The 21,443-nt window shown below is 55.3% G+C and carries 17 protein-coding genes, 1 other RNA gene and 2 pseudogenes; 13 read left to right on the forward strand and 7 right to left on the reverse strand.

What is annotated here, in order from left to right:
• Positions 1–71 precede the first annotated feature (71 nt).
• The 4 genes and pseudogenes from ABLW18_RS05165 (at position 72) to argE (ending at position 5,651) form a co-directional block, all read left to right on the forward strand.
• Complete coding sequence (locus ABLW18_RS05165; RefSeq protein WP_347823777.1) at positions 72–1,643, forward strand: Re/Si-specific NAD(P)(+) transhydrogenase subunit alpha; 1,572 nt, start codon at positions 72–74, stop codon at positions 1,641–1,643.
• A 13-nt stretch (positions 1,644–1,656) separates the two neighbouring features.
• A complete protein-coding gene (locus ABLW18_RS05170) occupies positions 1,657–3,090 on the forward strand; it encodes an NAD(P)(+) transhydrogenase (Re/Si-specific) subunit beta (protein ID WP_347823778.1) in 1,434 nt (477 codons plus the stop codon).
• A 67-nt stretch (positions 3,091–3,157) separates the two neighbouring features.
• Complete coding sequence (locus ABLW18_RS05175) at positions 3,158–4,441, forward strand: DUF3422 domain-containing protein (RefSeq protein ID WP_347823779.1); 1,284 nt, start codon at positions 3,158–3,160, stop codon at positions 4,439–4,441.
• A 47-nt stretch (positions 4,442–4,488) separates the two neighbouring features.
• Positions 4,489–5,651 (forward strand): annotated as a pseudogene (argE, locus tag ABLW18_RS05180) (acetylornithine deacetylase).
• On the opposite strand, the gene moaA reads toward argE, so the two are convergent.
• Positions 5,648–6,652, reverse strand: a complete 1,005-nt coding sequence (gene moaA, locus ABLW18_RS05185) for a GTP 3',8-cyclase MoaA (RefSeq protein ID WP_347823780.1) — start codon at positions 6,650–6,652, stop codon at positions 5,648–5,650. The pseudogene argE and the gene moaA sit on opposite strands and share 4 nt — an antisense overlap.
• A 199-nt stretch (positions 6,653–6,851) precedes the next feature.
• On the opposite strand from moaA, the gene ABLW18_RS05190 reads away from it, so the two are divergent.
• Both ABLW18_RS05190 and ABLW18_RS05195 read left to right on the forward strand, forming a co-directional pair.
• On the forward strand, positions 6,852–7,679 hold the full coding sequence (locus tag ABLW18_RS05190; RefSeq protein WP_347823781.1) for an AMP-binding protein: 828 nt from the start codon (positions 6,852–6,854) through the stop codon (positions 7,677–7,679).
• 1 nt (position 7,680) lies between these two features.
• The gene (locus ABLW18_RS05195) at positions 7,681–8,499 is read left to right on the forward strand and encodes an AMP-binding protein (protein WP_347823782.1); all 819 of its coding nucleotides are present in this window, start codon (positions 7,681–7,683) and stop codon (positions 8,497–8,499) included.
• Here ABLW18_RS05195 and ABLW18_RS05200 read toward each other — a convergent pair.
• From ABLW18_RS05200 to chrA, 5 genes and pseudogenes are all read right to left on the reverse strand, one after another.
• Positions 8,450–8,679, reverse strand: a pseudogene (locus ABLW18_RS05200) (ribbon-helix-helix domain-containing protein). The gene ABLW18_RS05195 and the pseudogene ABLW18_RS05200 overlap by 50 nt on opposite strands.
• Positions 8,676–8,852 (reverse strand): DUF4169 family protein, encoded by a 177-nt coding sequence (locus tag ABLW18_RS05205; protein ID WP_347823783.1) that lies wholly within the window; start codon positions 8,850–8,852, stop codon positions 8,676–8,678. Before ABLW18_RS05205 ends, ABLW18_RS05200 begins: the two are co-directional and overlap by 4 nt.
• A complete protein-coding gene (fumC, locus tag ABLW18_RS05210; protein ID WP_347823784.1) occupies positions 8,849–10,240 on the reverse strand; it encodes a class II fumarate hydratase in 1,392 nt (463 codons plus the stop codon). Before fumC ends, ABLW18_RS05205 begins: the two co-directional genes overlap by 4 nt.
• 76 nt (positions 10,241–10,316) lie before the next feature.
• A complete protein-coding gene (locus ABLW18_RS05215; protein WP_347823785.1) occupies positions 10,317–10,775 on the reverse strand; it encodes a ClpXP protease specificity-enhancing factor SspB in 459 nt (152 codons plus the stop codon).
• Between the two features lie 77 nt (positions 10,776–10,852).
• Positions 10,853–12,121 (reverse strand): chromate efflux transporter, encoded by a 1,269-nt coding sequence (chrA, locus tag ABLW18_RS05220; protein ID WP_347823786.1) that lies wholly within the window; start codon positions 12,119–12,121, stop codon positions 10,853–10,855.
• A gap of 163 nt (positions 12,122–12,284) precedes the next feature.
• On the opposite strand from chrA, the gene ABLW18_RS05225 reads away from it, so the two are divergent.
• Both ABLW18_RS05225 and ABLW18_RS05230 read left to right on the forward strand, forming a co-directional pair.
• Positions 12,285–14,297, forward strand: a complete 2,013-nt coding sequence (locus tag ABLW18_RS05225; protein WP_347823787.1) for a hydantoinase/oxoprolinase family protein — start codon at positions 12,285–12,287, stop codon at positions 14,295–14,297.
• A gap of 116 nt (positions 14,298–14,413) precedes the next feature.
• The gene (locus tag ABLW18_RS05230) at positions 14,414–14,782 is read left to right on the forward strand and encodes a hypothetical protein (RefSeq protein WP_347823788.1); all 369 of its coding nucleotides are present in this window, start codon (positions 14,414–14,416) and stop codon (positions 14,780–14,782) included.
• 28 nt (positions 14,783–14,810) lie between these two features.
• On the opposite strand, the gene ssrA is transcribed toward ABLW18_RS05230, so the two are convergent.
• Positions 14,811–15,161: a transfer-messenger RNA gene (gene ssrA / locus ABLW18_RS05235) on the reverse strand.
• Positions 15,162–15,269: 108 nt separating this feature from the next.
• Here ssrA and acuI point away from each other — a divergent pair.
• The 5 genes from acuI to ABLW18_RS05260 all read left to right on the forward strand — a co-directional run bounded on the left by acuI (position 15,270) and on the right by ABLW18_RS05260 (position 21,423).
• Positions 15,270–16,256: an acryloyl-CoA reductase gene (gene acuI, locus ABLW18_RS05240; RefSeq protein WP_347823789.1), complete on the forward strand. Its 987-nt coding sequence runs from the start codon at positions 15,270–15,272 to the stop codon at positions 16,254–16,256.
• Positions 16,257–16,357: 101 nt separating this feature from the next.
• Positions 16,358–17,581 (forward strand): aminotransferase class V-fold PLP-dependent enzyme, encoded by a 1,224-nt coding sequence (locus ABLW18_RS05245; protein ID WP_347823790.1) that lies wholly within the window; start codon positions 16,358–16,360, stop codon positions 17,579–17,581.
• A 20-nt stretch (positions 17,582–17,601) separates the two neighbouring features.
• Positions 17,602–19,014 (forward strand): deoxyribodipyrimidine photo-lyase, encoded by a 1,413-nt coding sequence (locus ABLW18_RS05250; RefSeq protein ID WP_347823791.1) that lies wholly within the window; start codon positions 17,602–17,604, stop codon positions 19,012–19,014.
• A gap of 74 nt (positions 19,015–19,088) precedes the next feature.
• Positions 19,089–20,297 (forward strand): cyclopropane-fatty-acyl-phospholipid synthase family protein, encoded by a 1,209-nt coding sequence (locus tag ABLW18_RS05255; RefSeq protein WP_347823792.1) that lies wholly within the window; start codon positions 19,089–19,091, stop codon positions 20,295–20,297.
• A 7-nt stretch (positions 20,298–20,304) separates the two neighbouring features.
• Positions 20,305–21,423: an NUDIX domain-containing protein gene (locus tag ABLW18_RS05260; RefSeq protein WP_347823793.1), complete on the forward strand. Its 1,119-nt coding sequence runs from the start codon at positions 20,305–20,307 to the stop codon at positions 21,421–21,423.
• Positions 21,424–21,443: the final 20 nt, after the last annotated feature.

Here is a 21,443-nt window from a genome sequence, read left to right on the forward strand (position 1 = left end):
GCGCGTTACCCATTCGCCATTCGAAAGGTTTCGAGGCCGGTGAAAGACCGCGTCATGAAAGGACGAAAATTATGAAAATTGGAGCTCTCAAAGAGATTTCTACCGGTGAACAGCGCGTCGCCTTAACACCAGAAAGCGCACTTCAGTTACAAAAGCTTGGTCATGACTGTGTCGTCCAAAAAGGGGCTGGGGTTGCAGCCGGCTTTAGCGATGCGCAGTACAAAGCCGTTGGCGTCGAAGTTGCGGCGACCGCTGCCGCATTGACCAAAGCCTGCGACGTTATTGTCAAGGTTCGCCCGCCAAGTGAGGTGGAACTTAAACGCCTCTCTCCAGAAAAAACACTGATTTCATTTTTTTATCCTGGAGCCAATGCGGATCTCATGGAGCTGGCCAAATCCAAAGGTGCCAGCGTGATCGCAATGGATATGGTGCCGCGTATCAGCCGCGCCCAGAAAATGGACGCGCTGTCATCTATGGCCAATATCGCGGGCTATCGGGCCGTGATCGAGGCTGGTAATAATTTTGGTCGGTTTTTTACAGGCCAAGTCACCGCCGCTGGCAAAGTGCCCCCTGCGAAGGTCTTGGTGGTTGGCGCTGGCGTGGCAGGACTTGCAGCGATCGGAACCTCGACCTCACTCGGGGCCATCACCTACGCATTTGACGTGCGCCCGGAGGTGGCCGAGCAAGTCGAATCGATGGGTGCGGAATTTGTTTTCTTGGACTTTTCCGAGGAGCAGGCCGATGGTGCGGCCACGGGTGGCTATGCTGCGGTGTCATCACCGGAGTTTGCAGCCGCGCAATTAGCCAAATTCCGCGAGATTGCACCAGATATGGACATCGTGATCACCACAGCCTTGATCCCCAACAGAGAGGCGCCTGAGCTCTGGACCGCTGATATGGTTGCCAGCATGAAGCCTGGCTCTGTGATCATTGATTTGGCTGCAGAGAAAGGCGGCAATTGTAAATTGACGGTCATGGACGAGCGGATCGTGACGGATAATGGTGTTATCATCATCGGTTATACAGATTTCCCAAGCCGGATGGCGGCGCAGGCCAGCACGCTCTATGCCAATAATATCCGCCATATGCTATTTGACCTTACTCCTGAGAAAGATGGGGTGGTCGTGCATGATATGGAAGATGACGTGATCCGCGGGGCCACGATCGCCCATGCTGGAGAGATCACATTTCCGCCACCACCACCCAAAATTCAGGCCATTGCGGCCAAGCCAAAAGAAAAAGTGCCAGAGAAAACAGCGGAGGAAAAACGCGCCGAAGAGGTGCAGGCTTTTAAAAAGCAAACCCAGAACCAGTTCGCGCTTTTGGCCATTGGTGGGGCTCTGCTGTTTTTGGTCGGTAGCTACGCACCGGCGAGCTTTATGCAGCACTTTATTGTGTTTGTGCTCTCTGTATTTGTCGGGTTCCAAGTCATTTGGAATGTCAGCCATGCTTTGCATACGCCGCTGATGGCGGTCACCAATGCGATTTCCTCGATCATTATTTTGGGCGCGGTGCTGCAAGTTGGATCGACCAGCCTGCTTGTTATTATACTCGCGGGAATTGCGGTGTTCTTCGCTGGCATCAACATTTTTGGTGGCTTTCTCGTAACTCGGCGCATGCTTGCCATGTTCCAGAAATCTTAAGGAGGTCGAGACTATGGAAATGGGCTTTACCACGGCCGTCTACGTTGTTGCGGCTATTCTTTTCATTTTGTCCCTAGGGGGCTTGTCGGGCCAAGAGAGCGCCAAGCGAGCAGTATGGTATGGCATTGTGGGCATGGCGCTGGCGGTGACAGCCACATTGTTTGGACCAGGGTTTGGTCTTTGGGGGCTATCTTTGGTTTTGATCGCCGCCGGTGGGGTGATCGGTTATCAATTGGCGTCAAAAGTTGAAATGACCCAAATGCCAGAGCTGGTGGCCGGCATGCATGCCCTTGTGGGGTTGGCCGCCGTTTTTGTTGGGTTCAATACGCATTTCGAGCTGGTCAATGTTGCGGCCATGGATGAGAGCGCGCGCAAATCCCTTGAAGGATTTGCGGCCCTTTTGGCGAAAAAGACATCTGTCGAGATCAATATATTGCGGGTCGAAACGTCGCTCGGGATTTGGATCGGGGCGGTCACCTTCACTGGATCCGTGATCGCTTACGGAAAATTGGCCGGCAAAGTGAACTCTGCAGCCACAAAGCTGCCCGGTGGGCATGTGCTCAACGCTGTGGCGGCATTGGTCTCGCTGGGCGCGTTGATCTGGTATTTGAACACCGGTGCATTGACGCCGATGATGATCTTGACCCTTATGGCCTTGTTCATCGGCTATCATTTGATCATGGGAATCGGTGGGGCGGATATGCCAGTGGTGGTCTCCATGCTCAACTCCTACTCGGGCTGGGCAGCTGCAGCGATTGGCTTTAGCCTCGGCAATGATCTGTTGATTGTGGTCGGCGCTTTGGTTGGATCGTCAGGTGCGATTTTGTCTTACATCATGTGTAAAGCGATGAACCGCTCTTTTGTCAGCGTGATCCTTGGCGGCTTTGGCGGGACAGCTGGACCGCAAATGGCGGTGGAAGGCGAGCAAATCGCGATTGAGGCAGATGGGGTTGCGACAGCTTTGAATGAAGCGGACAGCGTAATCATCATTCCGGGCTACGGCATGGCCGTCGCCCAGGCGCAGCAGTCGGTTTCAGAGCTCGTGCGCAAACTGCGGGCTAAGGGCAAGAATGTGCGTTTCGCCATCCACCCCGTTGCGGGCCGGTTGCCAGGTCACATGAATGTGCTTCTGGCAGAAGCGAAAGTGCCTTATGATATTGTCATGGAGATGGATGAAATCAACGATGATTTCCCTGACACAGATGTGGCGATTGTCATTGGATCTAATGACATCGTGAACCCAGCCGCCCAAGATGATCCCAATAGTCCGATCGCCGGGATGCCAGTCTTGGAATGTTGGAAGGCGAAACAGGTGTTTGTGTCCAAACGGGGGCAGGGCACCGGCTATTCGGGAATAGAAAACCCGCTGTTTTTCAAGGAAAACACGCGGATGTTCTATGGTGATGCAAAAGCCTCTTTGGACAAGTTGCTTCCAATGATAGAGTAATGAAACATAGCGTCGCTAGATTGCGCTCTGGCGACGCTGCTTTTTGAGTCCAAGGTAAGGCCGTTTTATGGCACAGTTGATCGATCACCCTTTGCGTCAAGCCACGGCATCTGAGCTACATGCGCGGCCATTTCCTCATATTTCGGCCCCCGCGCGTGCTGCGTTTTTTGCATATACCTCGGCGCAGAATGATTCTGGGCGCCGCGAGGCGGCAGATCGGGAACATTTCTTGCGCCTTCTTGATCATTATGGTGTGGGCCATCCCGCTGACACGGAGTCGCATTTCTTTGGCCAGTTGGGTGAGGTTTGGATCAAATGGGAATGCCACACGGAATTTGTAACCTACACGGCCTTTGTCGATGATCTGAGCGACCGTGCCTTTGATGGTAGTGAATTTTCCATCTTTCCCGCCGCTTGGCAGGCCGCTCTGCCCGGTACAACGCTCAGTTCCACTTCGATACGGGTCGAGGAAGATCAAGATACCCAAAGCATTAAGAACAAGCTTGAGGACTGGTTTGTCTCTGAAAGCTTGGCGGCCAGCCGGGTTTTGGACAGTGCGGCCGTTATCGCCGGCGATTACCGCATGGATGATAATGGCAATATGCGCTTTGCGGTCTTTGTGCCGGCTTCCACGGGCCGGCGTCGCGTGGGGCGGATCGTTCAGCGTCTCAATGAGATAGAAGTGTATAAGACCATGTCGATGCTGGGCCTCATGCGCGCGCGCGCCCTGTCGGTAGAATTGAATTCAGTGGACACGAACCTGTCGGCGTTGGTGGCTGATTTGGCGGATGATAAAGTCCCGGCGGAAGATAATCTAAACGGATTGCTCAAACTTTCAGCCGATCTTGAGGGGCATTCGGCCGCGGTGGCGTATCGGTTTTCTGCCAGCAAAGCCTATGCGGCGATTGTCGCACAACGGATCGAAGTTCTACGAGAGACGCAATTCGAAGGGCGTCAGACCTTTCGCGAGTTTATGATGCGCCGGTTTGATCCTGCGATGAGGACGGTACAAGCGCTGGACAGCCGGCTTCAAGATCTCATTTCTCGGGCCATTCGCACGGGTGATTTGCTGCGGACGCGGGTAGATGTGGAGCGGCAAACGCAAAACCAAGAGCTTTTGAGCAGTATGAACCGCCGCGCAGATGCGCAGCTGCGGTTGCAAAGAACCGTGGAGGGCCTGTCGGTCGTGGCCATCAGCTATTACGCCACTGGCCTGTCGCTTTATGTTTTGGCGCCTTTTTCGGGTCTTATCGGCTTATCAGAAGGTGTTCTGACCGCCGCTGTGGTGCCTTTCGTCGTGGGTTCGGTCTATCTCGCTCTGCGCCTGATACGCAAGCGTATCGCGCATTGAGGCAAATGCCTCTTGACCTGTGCAAAAATGCAGGTCCAATGGCCTGCATGACAGATATATTGAGTGCCCGCCAATTGTTAGACCATTTGGTCTCGTTCCCAACGGTCAGTTCGGATACGAATTTGCCGCTTATTCACTTTGTGCGGGACTATTTCGCACAGCATGGCATTGAGAGCGTGGTCTATCCCAATGAGGACGGCAACAAAGCCGGATTGGTGGCGCAGGTTGGGCCGAATGTGGCCGGCGGCGTGGCGCTCTCTGGCCATTCTGATGTTGTGCCCGTGGAAGGGCAGGACTGGAGCACAGATCCTTGGCAGGTGGTTGAAAACGATGGCCGCCTCTATGGCCGCGGCACCTGCGATATGAAGGGATTTGTGGCCTTGGCTATCGAGGCCATGGTGAAAGCAAAATCTCTGGACCTTAAACGCCCGCTGCAATTTGCCTGTCGCGCGATGAGGAGGTTGGGCTACTTGGCGCGCCAGATGTGGCGCGGGGCTTGCTGGAAAACTATGCCAAGGCTGAGGCCGTGATTGTTGGCGAGCCGACTGAAATGCAGGTGGTGACTGGCCATAAGAGCTGTGATGATTTGCAATTTCATGTACGCGGCAAAGAGGTGCACTCCTCACGCCTGCATGAAGGGGTTTCGGCCGTGATGTGCGCTGCGCGTTTCGTCGAATGGGTTCGACAGCAAAATATTGAAAGCCAAGCCAAAACTCCGACGGCTACGGCGGCGCTTTATGATCCTCCTTTCACGACCTTGCATGTCGGTGTGATGAATGGCGGCACGGCACATAATATCACCGCGAAGGATTGTTATTTCTCAATTGACTTGCGCTGTGTGGGCGATGATCGTACCGAGGATCTGCTGGAAAAAATTCAAACCCAAATTGACATGATTGAGGCGGAGATGAAGGCTGTAGATCCCAGCAGTTTCTTCGATTTGCACGTGATGCGCGGCCCAGCTGTTGTTCCCGAGGTTGAAGGCAAAGCAGAGGCTCTGGCGCGGCGTTTAACCGGGGACAATGGAACCCATACGGTCGCCTATGGCACCGATGGTGGACATTTCCAGGCCAAAGGTTTTTCGGTCGTGGTATGTGGACCAGGTTCCATCGCACAGGCCCATCAACCGGACGAGTATATTGAAGTGGTTGAATTCCAAGCGGGAGAGACGATGCTGACGCGTTTATTGGACAGCTTGCAGACTGCTTAACCGCCTGTGTGGCTCATATGGCGGGACATCTTGCCGCCTTCATCGCCGCGGGAGTAATCGAAATCATGGCCCTTAGGTTTTGAACCAATGGCCGCTCTTATGGCCTGTTCCAAAACAAGATTGCCTTCAGAGGCGCGCAGTGGTCCTCTGAGATCTGCACTGCCCTCCTGACCAAGGCAGGTATAGATTTCACCTGTGCAGGTGATCCGCACACGATTGCAGCTTTCACAGAAATTATGAGTTAAAGGGGTGATCAGCCCGATGCGCTGTCCGGTCTCTTCAAGGCGAATATAACGGGCCGGCCCCCCAGTGCGGTCGGGCAGCTCGGTCAGGGTAAAGCGCTGGGCCAATTGAGTTTGTAGATCGCTTAAGGCCCAATATTGGCCCACACGATCCTCTGCGCCTAGATCGCCCATGGGCATCACTTCGATGAAGGTGAGATCCATGCCGCGTGCGGCGCAGAAGGCGGTGAGATCAAACAGTTCGTTTTCGTTGAAATCTTTCAGTGCTACGGCGTTGAGCTTAACCTTTAGGCCTGCTGCAAGAGCCGCATCAATACCGCGCAGCACGTTTTGTAATTTGCCCCAGCGGGTAATTTTAGCAAATTTATCGGCATCGAGCGTATCGATGGAGATATTGATCCGCCGTACACCAGCCCGATAAAGCTCAGCGGCAAAGCGGTGCAGCTGGCTGCCATTGGTGGTTAAGGTCAGCTCATCTAAGGCACCACTTTGCAGATGGCGGGAAATAGCGTGGAAAAATGACATGATATCGCGCCGCACTAAAGGCTCACCGCCTGTGATCCGCAATTTGCGAACACCCAACCCGATAAAACTAGTGCAAAGCCGATCAAGCTCTTCAAGCGTCAAAAGATCTTTTTTGGGCAAAAACGTCATATTTTCTGGCATGCAATATACGCAGCGAAAATCGCATCGGTCGGTGACCGATAGGCGCAAATAGGTGATGGCGCGGGCAAATGGATCAATCAACGGGGCTGTCATTGGTGGACGGTAGCCTTGGGCTAGACAGATCACAAGTGTGATTTTGGTTGAAGCAAAGCAAGCGCGGACCTAAGCTGCTTTATGACAGCAGGGTGCGGCGCAGGTGGCCTTGGGACTGCTGCGATTTTTGGAGGCACTCTATGTTTCATTCGCAAAACTGGTCATTTTTGTGTCCTGCCAATGCGAGTGGTGGCTTACTGTGAGTGCCCGTGATCGGCGCCACGACTACCAAGTAGAAAACGGACGTCTCCCTCGCGAAAGCCCTGTGTGCGTGCCAGAATTTTTCAATATCGCAGAGGCCTGTTTAATGAGCCATGCGCGCGCGTTTCCTAAGGCGGTCGCTTTGATGGATTTGAGTCGTGACGCGCGAATTTGGACTTATGCGGAGATGGCGCAGGCAGCGGAGCGTTTGGCGGCGGTTTGGCAAGCGCAAGGGCTGCGGCCCGGTGAGCGGGTGGCGATTTTATTGCCACAATGTGCAGAGGCTTTGATTGCGCATTTCGCAGCGCATTTGATCGGCGCGGTGTCCTTGCCGCTTTTTGTGCTATTTGGACCGGAGGCCTTGCGCTTTCGGCTGAAGGACAGCGGCGCAAAACTGCTGGTCAGTGATCAAGCGCAATATCCAAAAATTTGTGAAATTCAGCCAGATCTTCCTGATTTACAGAAGGTTTATCTGCGCGAAGGGGCCAGAGGCGCCGCCGAAGGGCTGTGGAGCGCTATTGAGGCGCAAGATGCCCCATATCGGCCACTGCAGACCCTGGCGGAAGACCCTGCCATGATGATCTATACCTCTGGCACGACTGGAAATCCAAAAGGCGTTTTGCATGCGCATCGGTTCCTCTTGGGTCATTTGCCCTGCTTGGAGCTGTCATTTGTAGATTTTCCCAATGGGGCGGATGTGGGTTGGACGCCGGCAGATTGGGCTTGGATTGGCGGCTTGATGGATATGGCGATCCCTTGTTTTTATTTCCGCGTGCCGCTTGTGGCCAAACGTTTCGAGCGCTTCACCGCTGAGGCGGCCTTATGATTTGATCCGCGATGCTCAGGTCACGCGGGCGTTTTTGCCGCCTACGGCTTTGAAAATGATGCGCCAAGCCGAGGTACCCAGCACAGTGCGGCTGCGATCCATTTCATCAGGGGGCGAGCCGCTTTCGGCCGATCTGATTGATTGGGCGAAACGGGCCTTAGGTGCGGAGGTGAACGAGCTTTATGGGCAAACTGAATGCAACCTCAGTGCCGGATCGGCCCGCAGCTGGGGTGCTGCGCAGACCGGGTGGATTGGCCAGGCCTTTCCGGGGTTCGATATGCGTATATTAGATGAAAAAGGCACGGCGGTTGAGGATGGGCAGATTGGTCAAATCTGCGTCCACCGTGATACGCCGACCATGTTTCTGCGCTATTGGAACCAACCACAAAAAACTGCTGAACGGTTTTTGGGCGACTATCTGATCACTGGGGATCTGGGGCGTATGGATGCGCTGGGATATGTGCAATTCATGGCCCGTGATGATGATGTCATCACGTCAAGCGGGTATCGGATTGGCCCTACGGAAATTGAGGCTGTTTTGGCCCGCGCGCCGCAAGTGGTCATGGCCGCTGTTGTGGCGGCGCCCGATGCGACACGCGGCCATGTGATTGGCGCCTATGTCACAGTCAATGGCATGCCTGAGCCGGAATTCGAAGCGGATTTAATTGCGCAGGTGGCTGGGCAACTTTCACCGCATATGGCGCCGAAATGGGTGCGGGTGTTGGAGGAGATGCCGATGACTGCCACAGGCAAAATTCGCCGCCTGGATCTTAGGGAAATGGCCGCCCAAGCGCTTGAGACAGAACAAACAGGCGGATAGCAGAGGCCAGCCCGACCTCAACCCCGCGCGCATGGTCAATCTCTCAACGGCCAAAGCGTTGATCGCCTTGCCCTGCTCCTGGGCTATTCTCAGAAACTCCAGCCAAAACTCATCCTCCAGCGAGACGCTGGTGCGATGACCGTTCAGGGTGAGGGAGCGTTTCTTGGGCCGGTGCATCATGGATCACGCTTGTGTTGATCCAAATGCTGCACCTGCGCTGCATTTAAGGTCTTTTGCAGTCGTTTTTGGGCTTTGTTGCGGCCAAATTTCACAGCGTTTTGTGCCGCTCGGACCGGTTTTTCGGCCCGAGCTTTGGCTTTTCGAAACTTGTTGAGATTCATCGGTTCGCTCATTTAGGCCCAATCATCAATTCAGGACGTACGACCTTGTCGAAAGTTGCCTCATCAACAAAGCCAAGGGCGATGGCCTCTTGCTTCAAAGTGGTGCCGTTCTTATGGGCAGTTTTAGCCACGGTGGTGGCATTGTCATAGCCAATTTCCGGCGCCAAAGCGGTGACCAGCATCAGGCTTTCGCGCATCAACTTGTCAATTTGATCCCGGTTGGCGGTGATGCCATTGACGCAATTATCGGTAAAGGCTTGTGCAGCATCGCCGAGCAGTTGCATGGATTGCAGCACGTTATAGGCCATCATCGGCTTGTATACGTTCAGCTCAAAGTGGCCTTGACTGCCGGCAAATCCCACGGCCGCATCATTGCCGAGCACATGGACGCAAACCTGCGTCAGAGCTTCGCATTGGGTTGGGTTGACCTTGCCGGGCATGATCGAACTGCCGGGTTCATTTTCCGGCAACATCAATTCCCCCAATCCACAGCGCGGACCGGAGCCGAGTAAACGGATGTCATTGGCGATTTTGAACAGGCTGACAGCAGCTGTTTTCAGGGCGCCGGACATCTCGACCATCGCATCATGAGCGGCGAGGGCTTCAAATTTGTTCGGCGCGGTTACAAAGGGCAAGCCAGTAATTTGCGCCATATTTTGCGCAACCATCTCTCCCCAGCCGACGGGGGTGTTGAGTCCTGTACCCACGGCCGTGCCGCCCTGTGCAAGCTCATAGATGCGCGGTAGGGCGCCTTCGATGCGTGCGATGGCCATGGCCACTTGATGGGTATAGCCTGAAAACTCTTGTGCCAGTGTCAGGGGGGTGGCATCCATCGTATGGGTGCGGCCAATCTTGATGATGCCCGCAAACGCGTCGGTTTTTGCCTGCAAAGCTGCGTGCAAGGCGCGTAGGCCGGGCAGGGTGACATCTCTTGCGGTGATCGCTGTGGCAATATGCATCGCAGTTGGGAAGGTATCATTGGACGACTGGCCCATGTTGCAATGATCATTGGGATGCACAGGATCTTTCGAGCCAATCACCCCGCCCATCATTTCAATTGCGCGGTTGGCAATCACCTCATTGGCGTTCATGTTGGACTGCGTACCAGAGCCGGTTTGCCAGACCACCAGCGGAAAGTGATCATCCAGCAGGCCATTCGCGACCTCGCTTGCAGCCGCTTGTATAGCCTTGCCCTTGTCAGCATCCAATTTGCCGAGGTCTGTATTGGCCATCGCACAGCCCTGTTTGATGGCCCCAAGCGCACGGACGATAGCGATGGGTTGTTTCTCCCAACCTATCGGGAAGTTGATCAGCGATCTTTGGGTTTGTGCACCCCAATATTTCTCACAAGGAACGTCTAATGGGCCGAAGCTGTCGGTCTCTACTCGTGTTTTGGTCATGGGATACCCTTTTGTTATTTGCACAAAGGTTTACCCATGCAGCGCTGCGGGTGCAATGCGCTCTGTCGTGCGAGGCTTACTGTTTTCGGAAACTGTCTAGGCTCACAACCTGCGCATCTCCTCTGATGGCGTCATCGGGCTCGGCATTTTCATGCATAGGCGCCTCTGAGTTTTCTGGCTCATCCTCTTCAATGTGCTCAAAACGCAAGCCGAATTCAACGGAAGGGTCAACAAAGGTGCGAAGCGCCAAAAACGGAATATAGAGCGGCTCGGGAGAATCGCCGAAGTTCAGGGTGATTGAGAACCCCTCATCGGTAACGTTGAGATTTTCAAACCAATGTTGCACGACGATTGTCATTTCGTCGGGGTAGCGATCAAGCAGCCAATCTGGGATCAGCACGCCGGGGTAGATCGTATCGAAGGTGATAAAAAAATGATGATCGCCGGGCAATTTCCCCGCATCCGCAATATCTTGCAACAAACGCTTGATTAATCCGCGCATTGCATCATGCATCATGCTGCCATAGTCGATCATTCTTTTCCCCAATCGTCCAAACTTGATAGAGGTATATTCTAAGGTATTTTGTCAGAAACGGAAGGGCTGTTGGGCGCTTAAAAGGCGGAAACTCCGAGGGCCACAAGCGCCATAAGGGGCAAAGTCCAAAGAATATCCCATTTCCGCCATAGCAAAAGCAGGGCTGATAGGGCGGAAAAACTGAGTGACAGCGGGTCAAACGAGCCGAGATCAGGCAGGGACAGACGTAGCGGACCAATGCTCTGCTCAACGTGGCTCGAAAACCAGATTTGCCCTGCAAACCATATGGAAAGACTGGCGATCACCCCGACCACCGCGGCTGTGATGCCAGCAAGCGCGCGCGCCAGCCAAGTGATCGACATCAGCTTTTCAAGATGCGGGGCAAAGAGAAAAATCCACAAAAAACAGGGAAGGAAAGTCACCCAAAGCGTCAGGAGGCCGGCGATAAAGGCCAACGAGAGCCCGCCGGCCTGAAACCCTGCGAGAAATCCCACAAATTGTGTGACCAAAATCAGTGGCCCCGGCGTGGTTTCCGCAAGCCCCAAGGCATCGATCATCTGTGGTGCTGAAAGCCAGTTAAGATTGGTTACGGCTGTTTGCGCCAGATACCCCAAAACCGCATAGGCCCCACCGAAGGTCACCACGGCCAGGGTTGAAAAGAGCAGGGCGATTTTGGTCAGGAATACCTGTTTAATGCTCCAAAGGATAGCAATGGGCAGCGCCCATAGGGCGGCAAGGCCGCTGGAGGCGACCAGAGTGGTTTGCTTGGGTGTAGGGGTGTGGTTGCTTGGATATGCCGATGCGCGTAGCCCAGCCATACCCCAAAGCGCTGCTACCAAAATCACCCAAGGATAGGGCAGGTCGAATAGTGCAATGGCGGAAAAGCTGCTGGCGGCAATCGCCCAGGCCATGGGTAGGATCAAAGCGCGGGCACAAATTTTGAGCAAGGCTTGCAGAACAATGACGATTACACACGCTTTGATGCCAGTGAATGCGGCCTGGCTCCAGCCGGTGTGCCCAAAATGCACATAGGCCCAAGCCAAGGCAAAAATAACACATGCGCCGGGAAGCATGAACAAGGTGCCGCCGATAAATCCACCGCGCAGCCCATGCAGCCGCCAACCAAGGTAGGTTGCCAATTGCATCGCCTCCGGGCCGGGCAGTAACATGCAAAATGACAGCGCTCTAAGGAAATCTTGCTGTGAGATCCACCCGCGTTTGTCGACCAGCTCGTCTTGCATTAAGGCGATTTGCGCCGCTGGCCCGCCAAAAGATAACAGACCGATTTTCCCAGCAACAGCTGAGAATTGCGCCAAAGAGACGTGGGATGTGGCCTGATTTTGCACGGGTGAATGCTCCTGTCTAGCTTAGGTGAAAATGCCGCAAGAGCGGGGGCGGTACAAGTTGCAAGAAGACAGGCTCGGTTTTCGGCTGCTCAGATGTCGCAAAATGGCGTGACCTGGCGCGAAAATGGGTTACACCGAGCCGAAGTTTGCGGGAGATAAGCTGATGACGATATTGTTGGGCGTTGATACGGGCGGCACCTATACGGATGCAGTGCTGATCCAAGATGACACCCATGTGATGGCCAGCGCAAAGTCTTTGACCACACGCGCGGATTTGGCGCTGGGCATTGGCTCTGCGGTCCGGGCCGTTTTGGGGCAGGCCGATGTGGCGCCTGGTGAGATTGCCTTAGCCTCTTTGTCCACAACTTTGGCCACCAATGCGCTGGTTGAGGGTCAAGGTGGCCGCGTGGGTTTGGTCTATATCGGATTTGAAGCGCGGGACTTGGACAGCCACGGGCTGAGGGAGGTGCTGAAGGCGGATCCTGTGATCACGCTGAGCGGCGGGCATGATCATGCGGGCGGGCAGGCTGCTCCGCTGGATGAAGCTGCGCTGCGGGAGTGGTTGGCGCAAAACCAAGGCGTATCGGCCTATGCGGTGGCCGCGCAATTTGCCACACGCAATGCCGCCCATGAGCTGCGCGCCGCCGAGGTGATTGGGCAGATCACCGGGCGTCCTGTCAGCGCGTCGCATCACCTCTCCTCAAAGCTGAACGGACCCAAACGGGCTTTAACGGCTGTGTTGAATGCCCGATTGATCGGAATGACCCATAAGCTCATCGGCCGGGCGGAAGATATTTTGCGTGAAATTGGCCTGTCTGCGCCTCTGATGGTGGTCCGCGGTGACGGGGCGTTGATTTCCGCGCAAAAGGCAAAAGAGCGGCCCATAGAAACTATTTTGAGCGGCCCCGCCGCGTCCATTGTCGGCGCTCGCTGGATGACAGGACGCGATCATGCCTTGGTATCGGACATTGGCGGAACCACGACAGATATTGCCCTGTTGCGCGATGGGCAACCGCAGATCGACCCGGCCGGGGCGCAGGTTGGCCCTTATCGTACGATGGTCGAGGCGGTAGCCATACGCACAACGGGTTTGGGTGGGGATAGTGAGGTGCATATGCGCTCCGAGGGTCTCGCGGGCGGCGTGACTTTGGGCCCCCGCCGGGTGCTGCCGATTTCTCTGATCGCCCATGAGGCGCCAGAGGTGGTTTTACCTGCCCTTGATCGGCAGCTGCGCGCCGTCATGCCTGGCGACTATGACGGGCAATTTGCGCGTGCGGTGCCGGGCGGCGATACCGCCGGTCTTAGCGCTCGAGACCAGGCTGTATTTGCCCGCATGGGCGCGCAGACCCATCCTCTCGACCAGCTTTTGTCCACGCGGGTTGAGTATCTGTCTCTGCAACGTCTGGTGGCGCGTGGCCTTGTTCAGCGCAGCGGCGTCACCCCCTCAGATGCAAGCCATGTCTTAGGCCTGTTGAGGGCTTGGAGCCATGAAGCGGCTGCGATTGCCCTAGCTTTAATGGGGCGCAGGCGCAGCGGGGCAGGCGAGCCTATGGCACGAACTCCTGAGGACATGGCGAGACTTATTATTGATCAACTCACCGCTCAAACTTCAAAGGCCCTGCTCACGGCGGCCTTTGAAGAGGAGAGCGATCCTTTTGGCGAGGCGCCAGCAGATTTGGCCGGCCATGAGCTGTTGCAGCGCGGATTGCGGCATGCGCCGGGATTGGTGAAGATCGAGGCCCGTCTGGATGTGGATGTGATCGGACTTGGTGCCTCGGCGGCGACCTATTACCCGGCGGTTGGCAGGGCGCTCAATTGCGATGTTATCTTGCCCGAGCATGCCGCCGTGGCCAATGCCATTGGCGCGGTGGTTGGACGCATCACTGTGCGCCGTTCGGGCACGATCACCGCCCCGTCTGAAGGAGTCTTTCGGGTGCATTTTGCCGAGGGGCCGCAGGATTTCCACAGCGAGGATGATGCCTTAGTCACGCTGGAGACTTGGCTGTGCGACACAGCGCGCGCGGAAGTGGAGGACAGCGGCAGCGACACTGTACAGGTCTCAAGCCATCGTGATATTAAACGGGCGCGCAGCGAGGCGCGTGAGCTATTTATTGAGGCTGTGATTTCAGTTGAGGCGACCGGCCGGCCTCGTGTCGCGCGGGAGCATCAAGCCTGACCGGCGGATGCGCCTTGTTTGCGGGTTAGTAATTATAGGCTGTCTTTTTATAAAAAAATTTTGACGAAAGTATTGGAAGGAAAATATTGAAATTGCTTACGTGTCGGGGGATCTCTTTGGCGTTTGGACTGTGGTGTTGTCTACCCGTGGCTGGAGTGGCCCATGAGGGCGTCAAATGTTCCGAGCGCAATTTGGATCAAGCCATTAAGGCTTTGAGATCCCGCAAGAGCGTCGAAACCTATTTCACCCCCTATATTACACTCACAAAAAAGGATGTGTTTTGGGCGCGCAGTGAAAACCGCATTTTGGGAATAACTGAAAATGAGAGCAGATCTGAAGTTCATGCTAAAACGCTCTGGAACGGGCTTAATATGACATTGATGTACCACGAGGCAGACCAGATGCTTTGGGTCGCAATGGAGCCGCCGCGCAAAGGCAGGGTTGTCCCGACGGTGGTCCATAGCAAATGCGCAATGTTGGATTGATTTTGAGGCGCTTTGAAGGAGGCGGGAAGGTGCAGGTTTCTGTTGCCAGGTACCTGCGGACCCCGCCTGACGCTGCAAGGCGACAGGGCTTAAGGTTTCAATGTTTCGGACTGCTTACGCAGCCAGAGCCATTGGAGCTTTGTTGTCATTTGCAACTAGCTTAAATGAACCGATAACGGTGGTATCTCACCGAGCCAAAGCTAACCCCTTTAGACGTCCGTCGATCCTATTTCAGCCCCATCTGTCCCCAAATGAGGGAGGTTTGGTGGAGCTGCCGGGTACCGCCCCCGGGTCCGATCCGTTTATTACGAGCGCGTTTATGACCATAGTCCCGAGGGACATTTTATATGTAATGTGCTTTGCGTAGAAAATAAAGGGGCGCGGGAGGCTAAATTCAGCAACAGGCGGATAAGTTTTCGCGCTGGCCCCTGGCACTTGGGTGCGATTGGCGCTAGCAGGAGAGGTCTGTACAATCTTGGAGATCCCTATGTTTAACGCCTTAGTTGTTGAGAAAACGGAATCCGGCACCCAAGCCGATCTGCGGCAAATTTCATATGACGATTTACCCGCGGGCGATGTGACGGTTGCGGTCGACTATTCCACGGTGAATTATAAAGACGGGCTGTGCATCGGGCCGGGCGGTGGTTTGGTCCGCGTTTATCCTCACGTGCCAGGAATAGATTTTGCCGGCACTGTCGAAAGTTCGGATGATCCGCGTTATCAGCCGGGGGATAAAGTTATTTTGACAGGCTGGCGCGTGGGTGAGACCCATTGGGGCGGCTATGCGCAAAAGGCGCGGGTCAAGGCCGATTTTCTGGTTCCGCTGCCGCAGGGTTTAACCTGCCGGCAGGCTATGGCGGTGGGCACCGCCGGCCTCACGGCCATATTGGCAGTTACGGCGCTTGAAAATCATGGGCTTAAACCCGGCACGGCACCTGTTTTGGTCACCGGTGCGGCTGGCGGTGTCGGCTCTGTGGCCACGGCGCTCTTGGCCAATTTGGGCTATGAGGTGGCTGCGGTCACTGGGCGGCCCGAGACAGCAGATTATCTGAAGTCCTTGGGAGCGACACAGATTGTCGCGCGCGATGACATCAACGAGCTGACAAAAAGACCCCTTGAGGCAGAGACTTGGGCGGGCTGTGTCGATGCCGTGGGGGGCGACATGCTGGCCCGCGTCTTGGGGCAGATGTGCTATGGTGCCTCTGTGGCGGCTGTGGGCCTGGCTGGCGGGGCGAAACTGCCGGCAACTGTCATTCCCTTTTTGCTGCGGGGTGTGAACCTGTTGGGCATCGATAGCGTGATGCAACCTTTTGAAAGCCGGCAAAAGGCTTGGGCGCGGGTCGCGAAAGATCTGCCACTCGACAAGCTTGAAGGCATGATTGTTCCGGCCGTTTTGTCTGATCTGCCACGCTTGGGCAAAGAGATCCTCAAAGGCCAAGTGCAGGGACGCGTGGTGGTTGACGTGAACGCCTAAGGGCCGCAAGTTGTGGCCACAGTGGGCCGCAACTCATAGCGGCTCGCCTTCCTGTTTTTCTTTGGGCGCGCCCGAGGAGCCATCTTCTAAGGACCAACACCATGCAGCTTGATTTAGAGTTTATCCGCCAAAATTTCCCTGCCTTTGACGTACCCTCTTTGCATGGGCAATCGTTTTTTGAAAATGCTGGTGGCTCCTACACCTGTTCGCAAGTTCAGGACCGTCTGGCCCGGTTCTATCGGGAGCGCAAAGTACAGCCTTATGCGCCGTATCAGGCATCGCGCTTAGGCGGGGCGGAAATGGACGAGGCGCGTGCGCGCTTGGCCGCTATGCTGGGTGTGGAGAGTGATGAGCTGAGTTTTGGACCCTCCACCACCCAGAATACCTATGTTTTGGCGCAAGCGGTCGGGCAATGGCTGGAACCGGGGCAGTCCATCATTGTGACCAATCAAGACCATGAGGCCAATTCGGGCCCCTGGCGCCGCTTGACCGAACGTGGGATTGAGGTCAAAGAATGGTGCATTGATCCGCAGACCGGTCTGCTGGATCCTCAAGATTTGCAAGCTCTGCTTGATGGGTCTGTGCGGATGGTGTGTTTTCCGCATTGTTCCAATGTGATTGCTGCGGTGAACCCCGTGGCGGAAATCACGGCATTGATCCGTGCCGCTGGTGCTTATTCTTGTGTTGATGGGGTGAGCTATGCGCCGCATGGCTTTGTGAATGTTTCAGAGTTGGGTGCCGATATCTACCTGTTTTCCGCCTATAAAACTTATGGGCCGCATCAAGGGCTGATGGTGATCCGGCGTGATCTTGGAATGCGCCTGCCCAATCAAGGGCATTATTTTAACGAAGATAGCCTGTATAAGCGGTTTACCCCCGCCGGTCCTGATCACGCTCAGGTGGCAGCCTGTGCGGGTATGGCCGATTATATGGATGCGGTTTATGCGCATCACTTTTCAGCTGAAGCGACGCCGGCAGAGCGGGCGGCAAAGGTCCATGATCTGTTTCGAGATCATGAGGCTCGGTTGGCGCAACCAATTTTGGACTATCTAGGCTCAAAAAATTCTGTGCATTTGATTGGCCCGGCTCAGGCGGAAAACCGTGCACCAACGATTGCCGTGCACCTGCCTATGCCAGGTGAGGCGGCAGCGGAGAAGCTTGCCCCTTTCGGCGTCATGGCCGGCGGTGGGGACTTTTACGCAGTGCGCCCATTATCTGCCCTCGGCATTGCACCAGAGCATGGGGTGCTGCGCCTGTCATTTGTGCATTATACCGGTGCCGATGACGTTGACCGGCTGCTAAATGCCCTAGATCGAGTGATCTAGCGGTTTGTGAAGGGCCCGATATGACTCCAACTTTACTGTGGTTCCGGCGCGACTTGCGTCTGCAGGACCACGCGGGGCTGACGGCGGCGCTGTCCCGCGGTGGCCCAGTGATTGCTGTGTTCATCTGCGATGCGCAGGTTGAGACCTTGGGATCAGCGCCGAGATGGCGACTGGAGCAGGGTGTTGCTGCCCTGCAAAAGGATTTGAAAGACAAGGGGAACCAACTGATTTTGCGCCGCGGCGCTGCCATAGATGTGATCCCGCTGCTGGTCGAAGAAACGGGCGCAACCGCGGTCTACTGGCAGCGAGCCTATGATCCAGCCAGTCAGGCACGAGATGCCCAGGTCAAGGCTTGCCTCTCTGGCATGGGTCTTGAGGCCAAAAGCTTCAAAGGTCATCTCTTGTTCGAACCTTGGACCGTGCAAACCAAGCTGGGAGGATTTTACAAAGTTTACACGCCGCTTTGGAAGGCTGTGCGCGGCCGTGAGGTGCCTGCGCCCTTGCCCGAGCCCGGGCGGATCCCTGCGCCTGAGGCCTATCCAAGCTCTGAGGCGCTGGGCGCATGGGGTTTGGGGCGCGACATGCAACGCGGTGCTGCAACCGTGGCACAATATGCGCGGGTCGGCGCGGATTTGGCCCAGCAGCGCTTGGCAGAATTCACCAGTGGTGGGTTATGGAACTATGGCGAGGGGCGAGATGTTCCCGGTGAAGATGGCACGTCAAAATTGGCGGAAAATTTGTCTCTGGGGGAAATTTCCCCCGCGCAGTGCTGGCACGCGGGGCAGGCTGAATTGGACCGTGGCAATCCGGGCGCGGAAACCTTTCTGAAAGAATTGGTGTGGCGCGAGTTTGCCTATCACCTGCTGCACCATACACCGCAGATATTGACGCAAAACTGGAAACCGGCTTGGGATGCCTTTCCCTGGAGTGAGGATGCCACCAGCGCCAAGTTCACCGCGTGGAAAACTGGGCGCACCGGTCTTGAGTTTATTGATGCGGCGATGCGCGAGCTTTATGTCACTGGCACCATGCACAATCGTGGGCGGATGATTGTGGCTTCATATTTGACCAAACATCTGATGACCCATTGGCGGCTCGGGCAGGCTTGGTTTGAAGATTGCCTCATAGATTGGGATCCCGCCAGCAATGCGATGGGATGGCAATGGGCGGCGGGCAGCGGCCCGGATGCGGCGCCCTATTTCCGCGTATTTAACCCTGAAACCCAGATCGAGAAATTTGATCCAGATCGGCGCTATCGCAAGATGTGGATTGCCGAAAGCCAGGCCGATCCGCCACCGAGCGCGCTGCAATATTTCGACGCCGTCCCGCCGTCTTGGGGTCTGTCGGCGCAGAGCGGATATCCCGTGCCCATTGTCTCAGCCAAAGACGGGCGCGAAATTGCCCTATCGTCTTATAAAGCGCGCGACTTCTAATCACTGCGAGGCTTGCTTCTTACGCCTGCTCCGTTAATTTACCAAAAATTCCAATCGATAAGGGAGACGCCTATATGATCCTGAACACCACCGACGGGCAGAAAAATTTGCCACGTTATTTTGCCACGGCTTTTAGCGTTGCGCAAAAAGGACAAAATGGGCGCATAGACTTTGTTTTTGAGGATGGCCGCATCTTTCGGGCGGAAGGTCCGGGCGCGGGGCCGGTCTGCGAGCTTCGTATTCACGACAATGAAATATTCGAGCGGTTGCTGCGTGAAGGGCAGCTGGGGTTTTGTGACGCCTATTTGGATGGCCAATGGAGCACGCCGGATTTGCAGGCTTTCATGGACTATATCCATGCGGATAATGAAGAGGTATTTGACAGTTTCCCAGGGCAAAAGCTGGTGCAGCTTTACGAGAAATTCCGCTTCTGGATGCAGGGTAACTCCAAGGGTCAGGCGCGCAAGAATATCAGCTATCACTATGATTTAGGTAATGATTTTTATGGTCTGTGGCTCGATAAGACCATGACCTATTCATCGGCGATTTTTGCCAGTGGGCATGGAACTCTTGAGGAGGCTCAGACAGCAAAATATGCCAGCATGGTTGATCAAATGGGAGTAAAACCCGGCGATCATGTGTTGGAAATCGGTTGTGGTTGGGGCGGCTTTGCCGAATATGCTGCAAAAGAGCGCGGCTTGAAGGTGACCTGTCTGACCATCAGCCAAGAGCAGTTTAAATATGCCAAAGATCGGATTGCCGCTGCGGGTTTGCAAGATATGGTGACGTTCAAATTGCAAGATTATCGCGATGAGACTGGGGTATATGACGGCATCGCCAGCATTGAGATGTTTGAGGCCGTTGGAGAAAAATATTGGCCCTCCTATTTCAGTACGGTTTTTGGGCGTCTCAAAAAAGGTGGGCAGGCCACGCTGCAAATCATCACAGTGCGAGATGATCGCTTCGAAGGCTACCGAAAATCTGTTGATTTTATTCAAAAATATATTTTTCCGGGTGGTATGCTCCCCTCACCGGAAGTGCTGCGCCGGGAAGCAGATAAAGCCGGTTTGGCTTTTGTGAAATCAATCGAATTTGGCGAAAGCTATAGCAAAACACTCCGGCTTTGGCATGAGCGGTTCAATGACCAATGGGATCAGGTGGCGGCGATGGGATTTGATGATCGTTTCCGCCGGATGTGGAATTTCTACCTGACGTCTTGCGCTGCGACCTTCCATTACGCCAATTGCGATGTGACGCAAATTACCCTCTGCAAGCAAGCCTAGTGCGATTATGACCAATGTATTTTTATTCGGCACGCTATGCTGGCCCGAGCTTCTGCGCCTTGTGGCTGGGGCAACTTGCCCTTCAGGTATGGCGGCGGAATTGCCGGGCTATCATGTCAGCTGGGCCAAGGGGCAAGCTTTCCCGGCCATCCATGCCAAAGCGGGCTCTCGAGCGCCGGGCATTTTGCTGCGGGGGTGTGATGCGCAGGTTTTGGCGCGTATGGATCACTATGAAAGTGGCTTTGGCTATAAGCTCGACCCGGTGTCGGTCATGGTTGCGGGGCGCAGCGTACAAGCGCAAGTTTACCTGCCTCCAGACGGCCTAGCAGCGGGATCAGAGTGGTCTTTGGCAGATTGGCAAAAGGCTTATGGGGCTCTGGCTTTGGAAGCGGCTTGGGAGGTTATGGCCGTGATGGGGCAGATGTCACCGGCACAACTGGCGCGGGCCTATCCCATGATGCGCGTGCGTGCGGATGCTCGGCTCAAGGCGCGCTCAGATCCGGCGCCGCAGTCGCCCTCTGGTTTGAGCCGCAGCGATGTGGTGGTGCATGAACACAGCCAGCCTTACACAAAATTTTTCGCCTTGCAGCAGGCCGACTTATGCGTGCCGCGTTTTGATGGGGCAGGGAGCGAGTGCGTGGAGCGGGTGGCCTTTATTGGCACAGATGCCGCCATCGTTCTGCCCTATGATCCCAAAACGGATCGGGTCTTATTGATTGAGCAGTTTCGCTTTGGCCCCTTTGCGCGCGCCGATGCCCATCCGTGGCTGATGGAGCCAGTTGCTGGGCGTATTGATGCGGGTGAGACAGCCCAAGCGGCCGCAATCCGTGAAAGCTTTGAAGAGGCGGGGTTGCAGATCACGGATCTTCACAAGGTGCATAGCGGCTATAGCTCACCGGGATGTAGCAGTGAATATTTTCACATTTTTGTTGGCCTGGCAGATATTGGTGATGGGGCGGCGATCTTGAGCGGAGTGCCCGAAGAATCTGAGGATATCCAAGGGCATGTTCTGAGCTTTGACGACTTTTACCATCGTTTGACGACCCATCAATTGCCTGTGGTGCCATTGGCTTTGGCAGGCTATTGGCTGGCACAAAATCGAGACAGCTTGCGGAAGAATTCTTGAGCTTCTGCCCTATGCGGCTT

The sequence above is a fragment of the uncultured Planktomarina sp. genome, assembly GCA_943788425.1.
GTDB lineage: Bacteria > Pseudomonadota > Alphaproteobacteria > Rhodobacterales > Rhodobacteraceae > Planktomarina.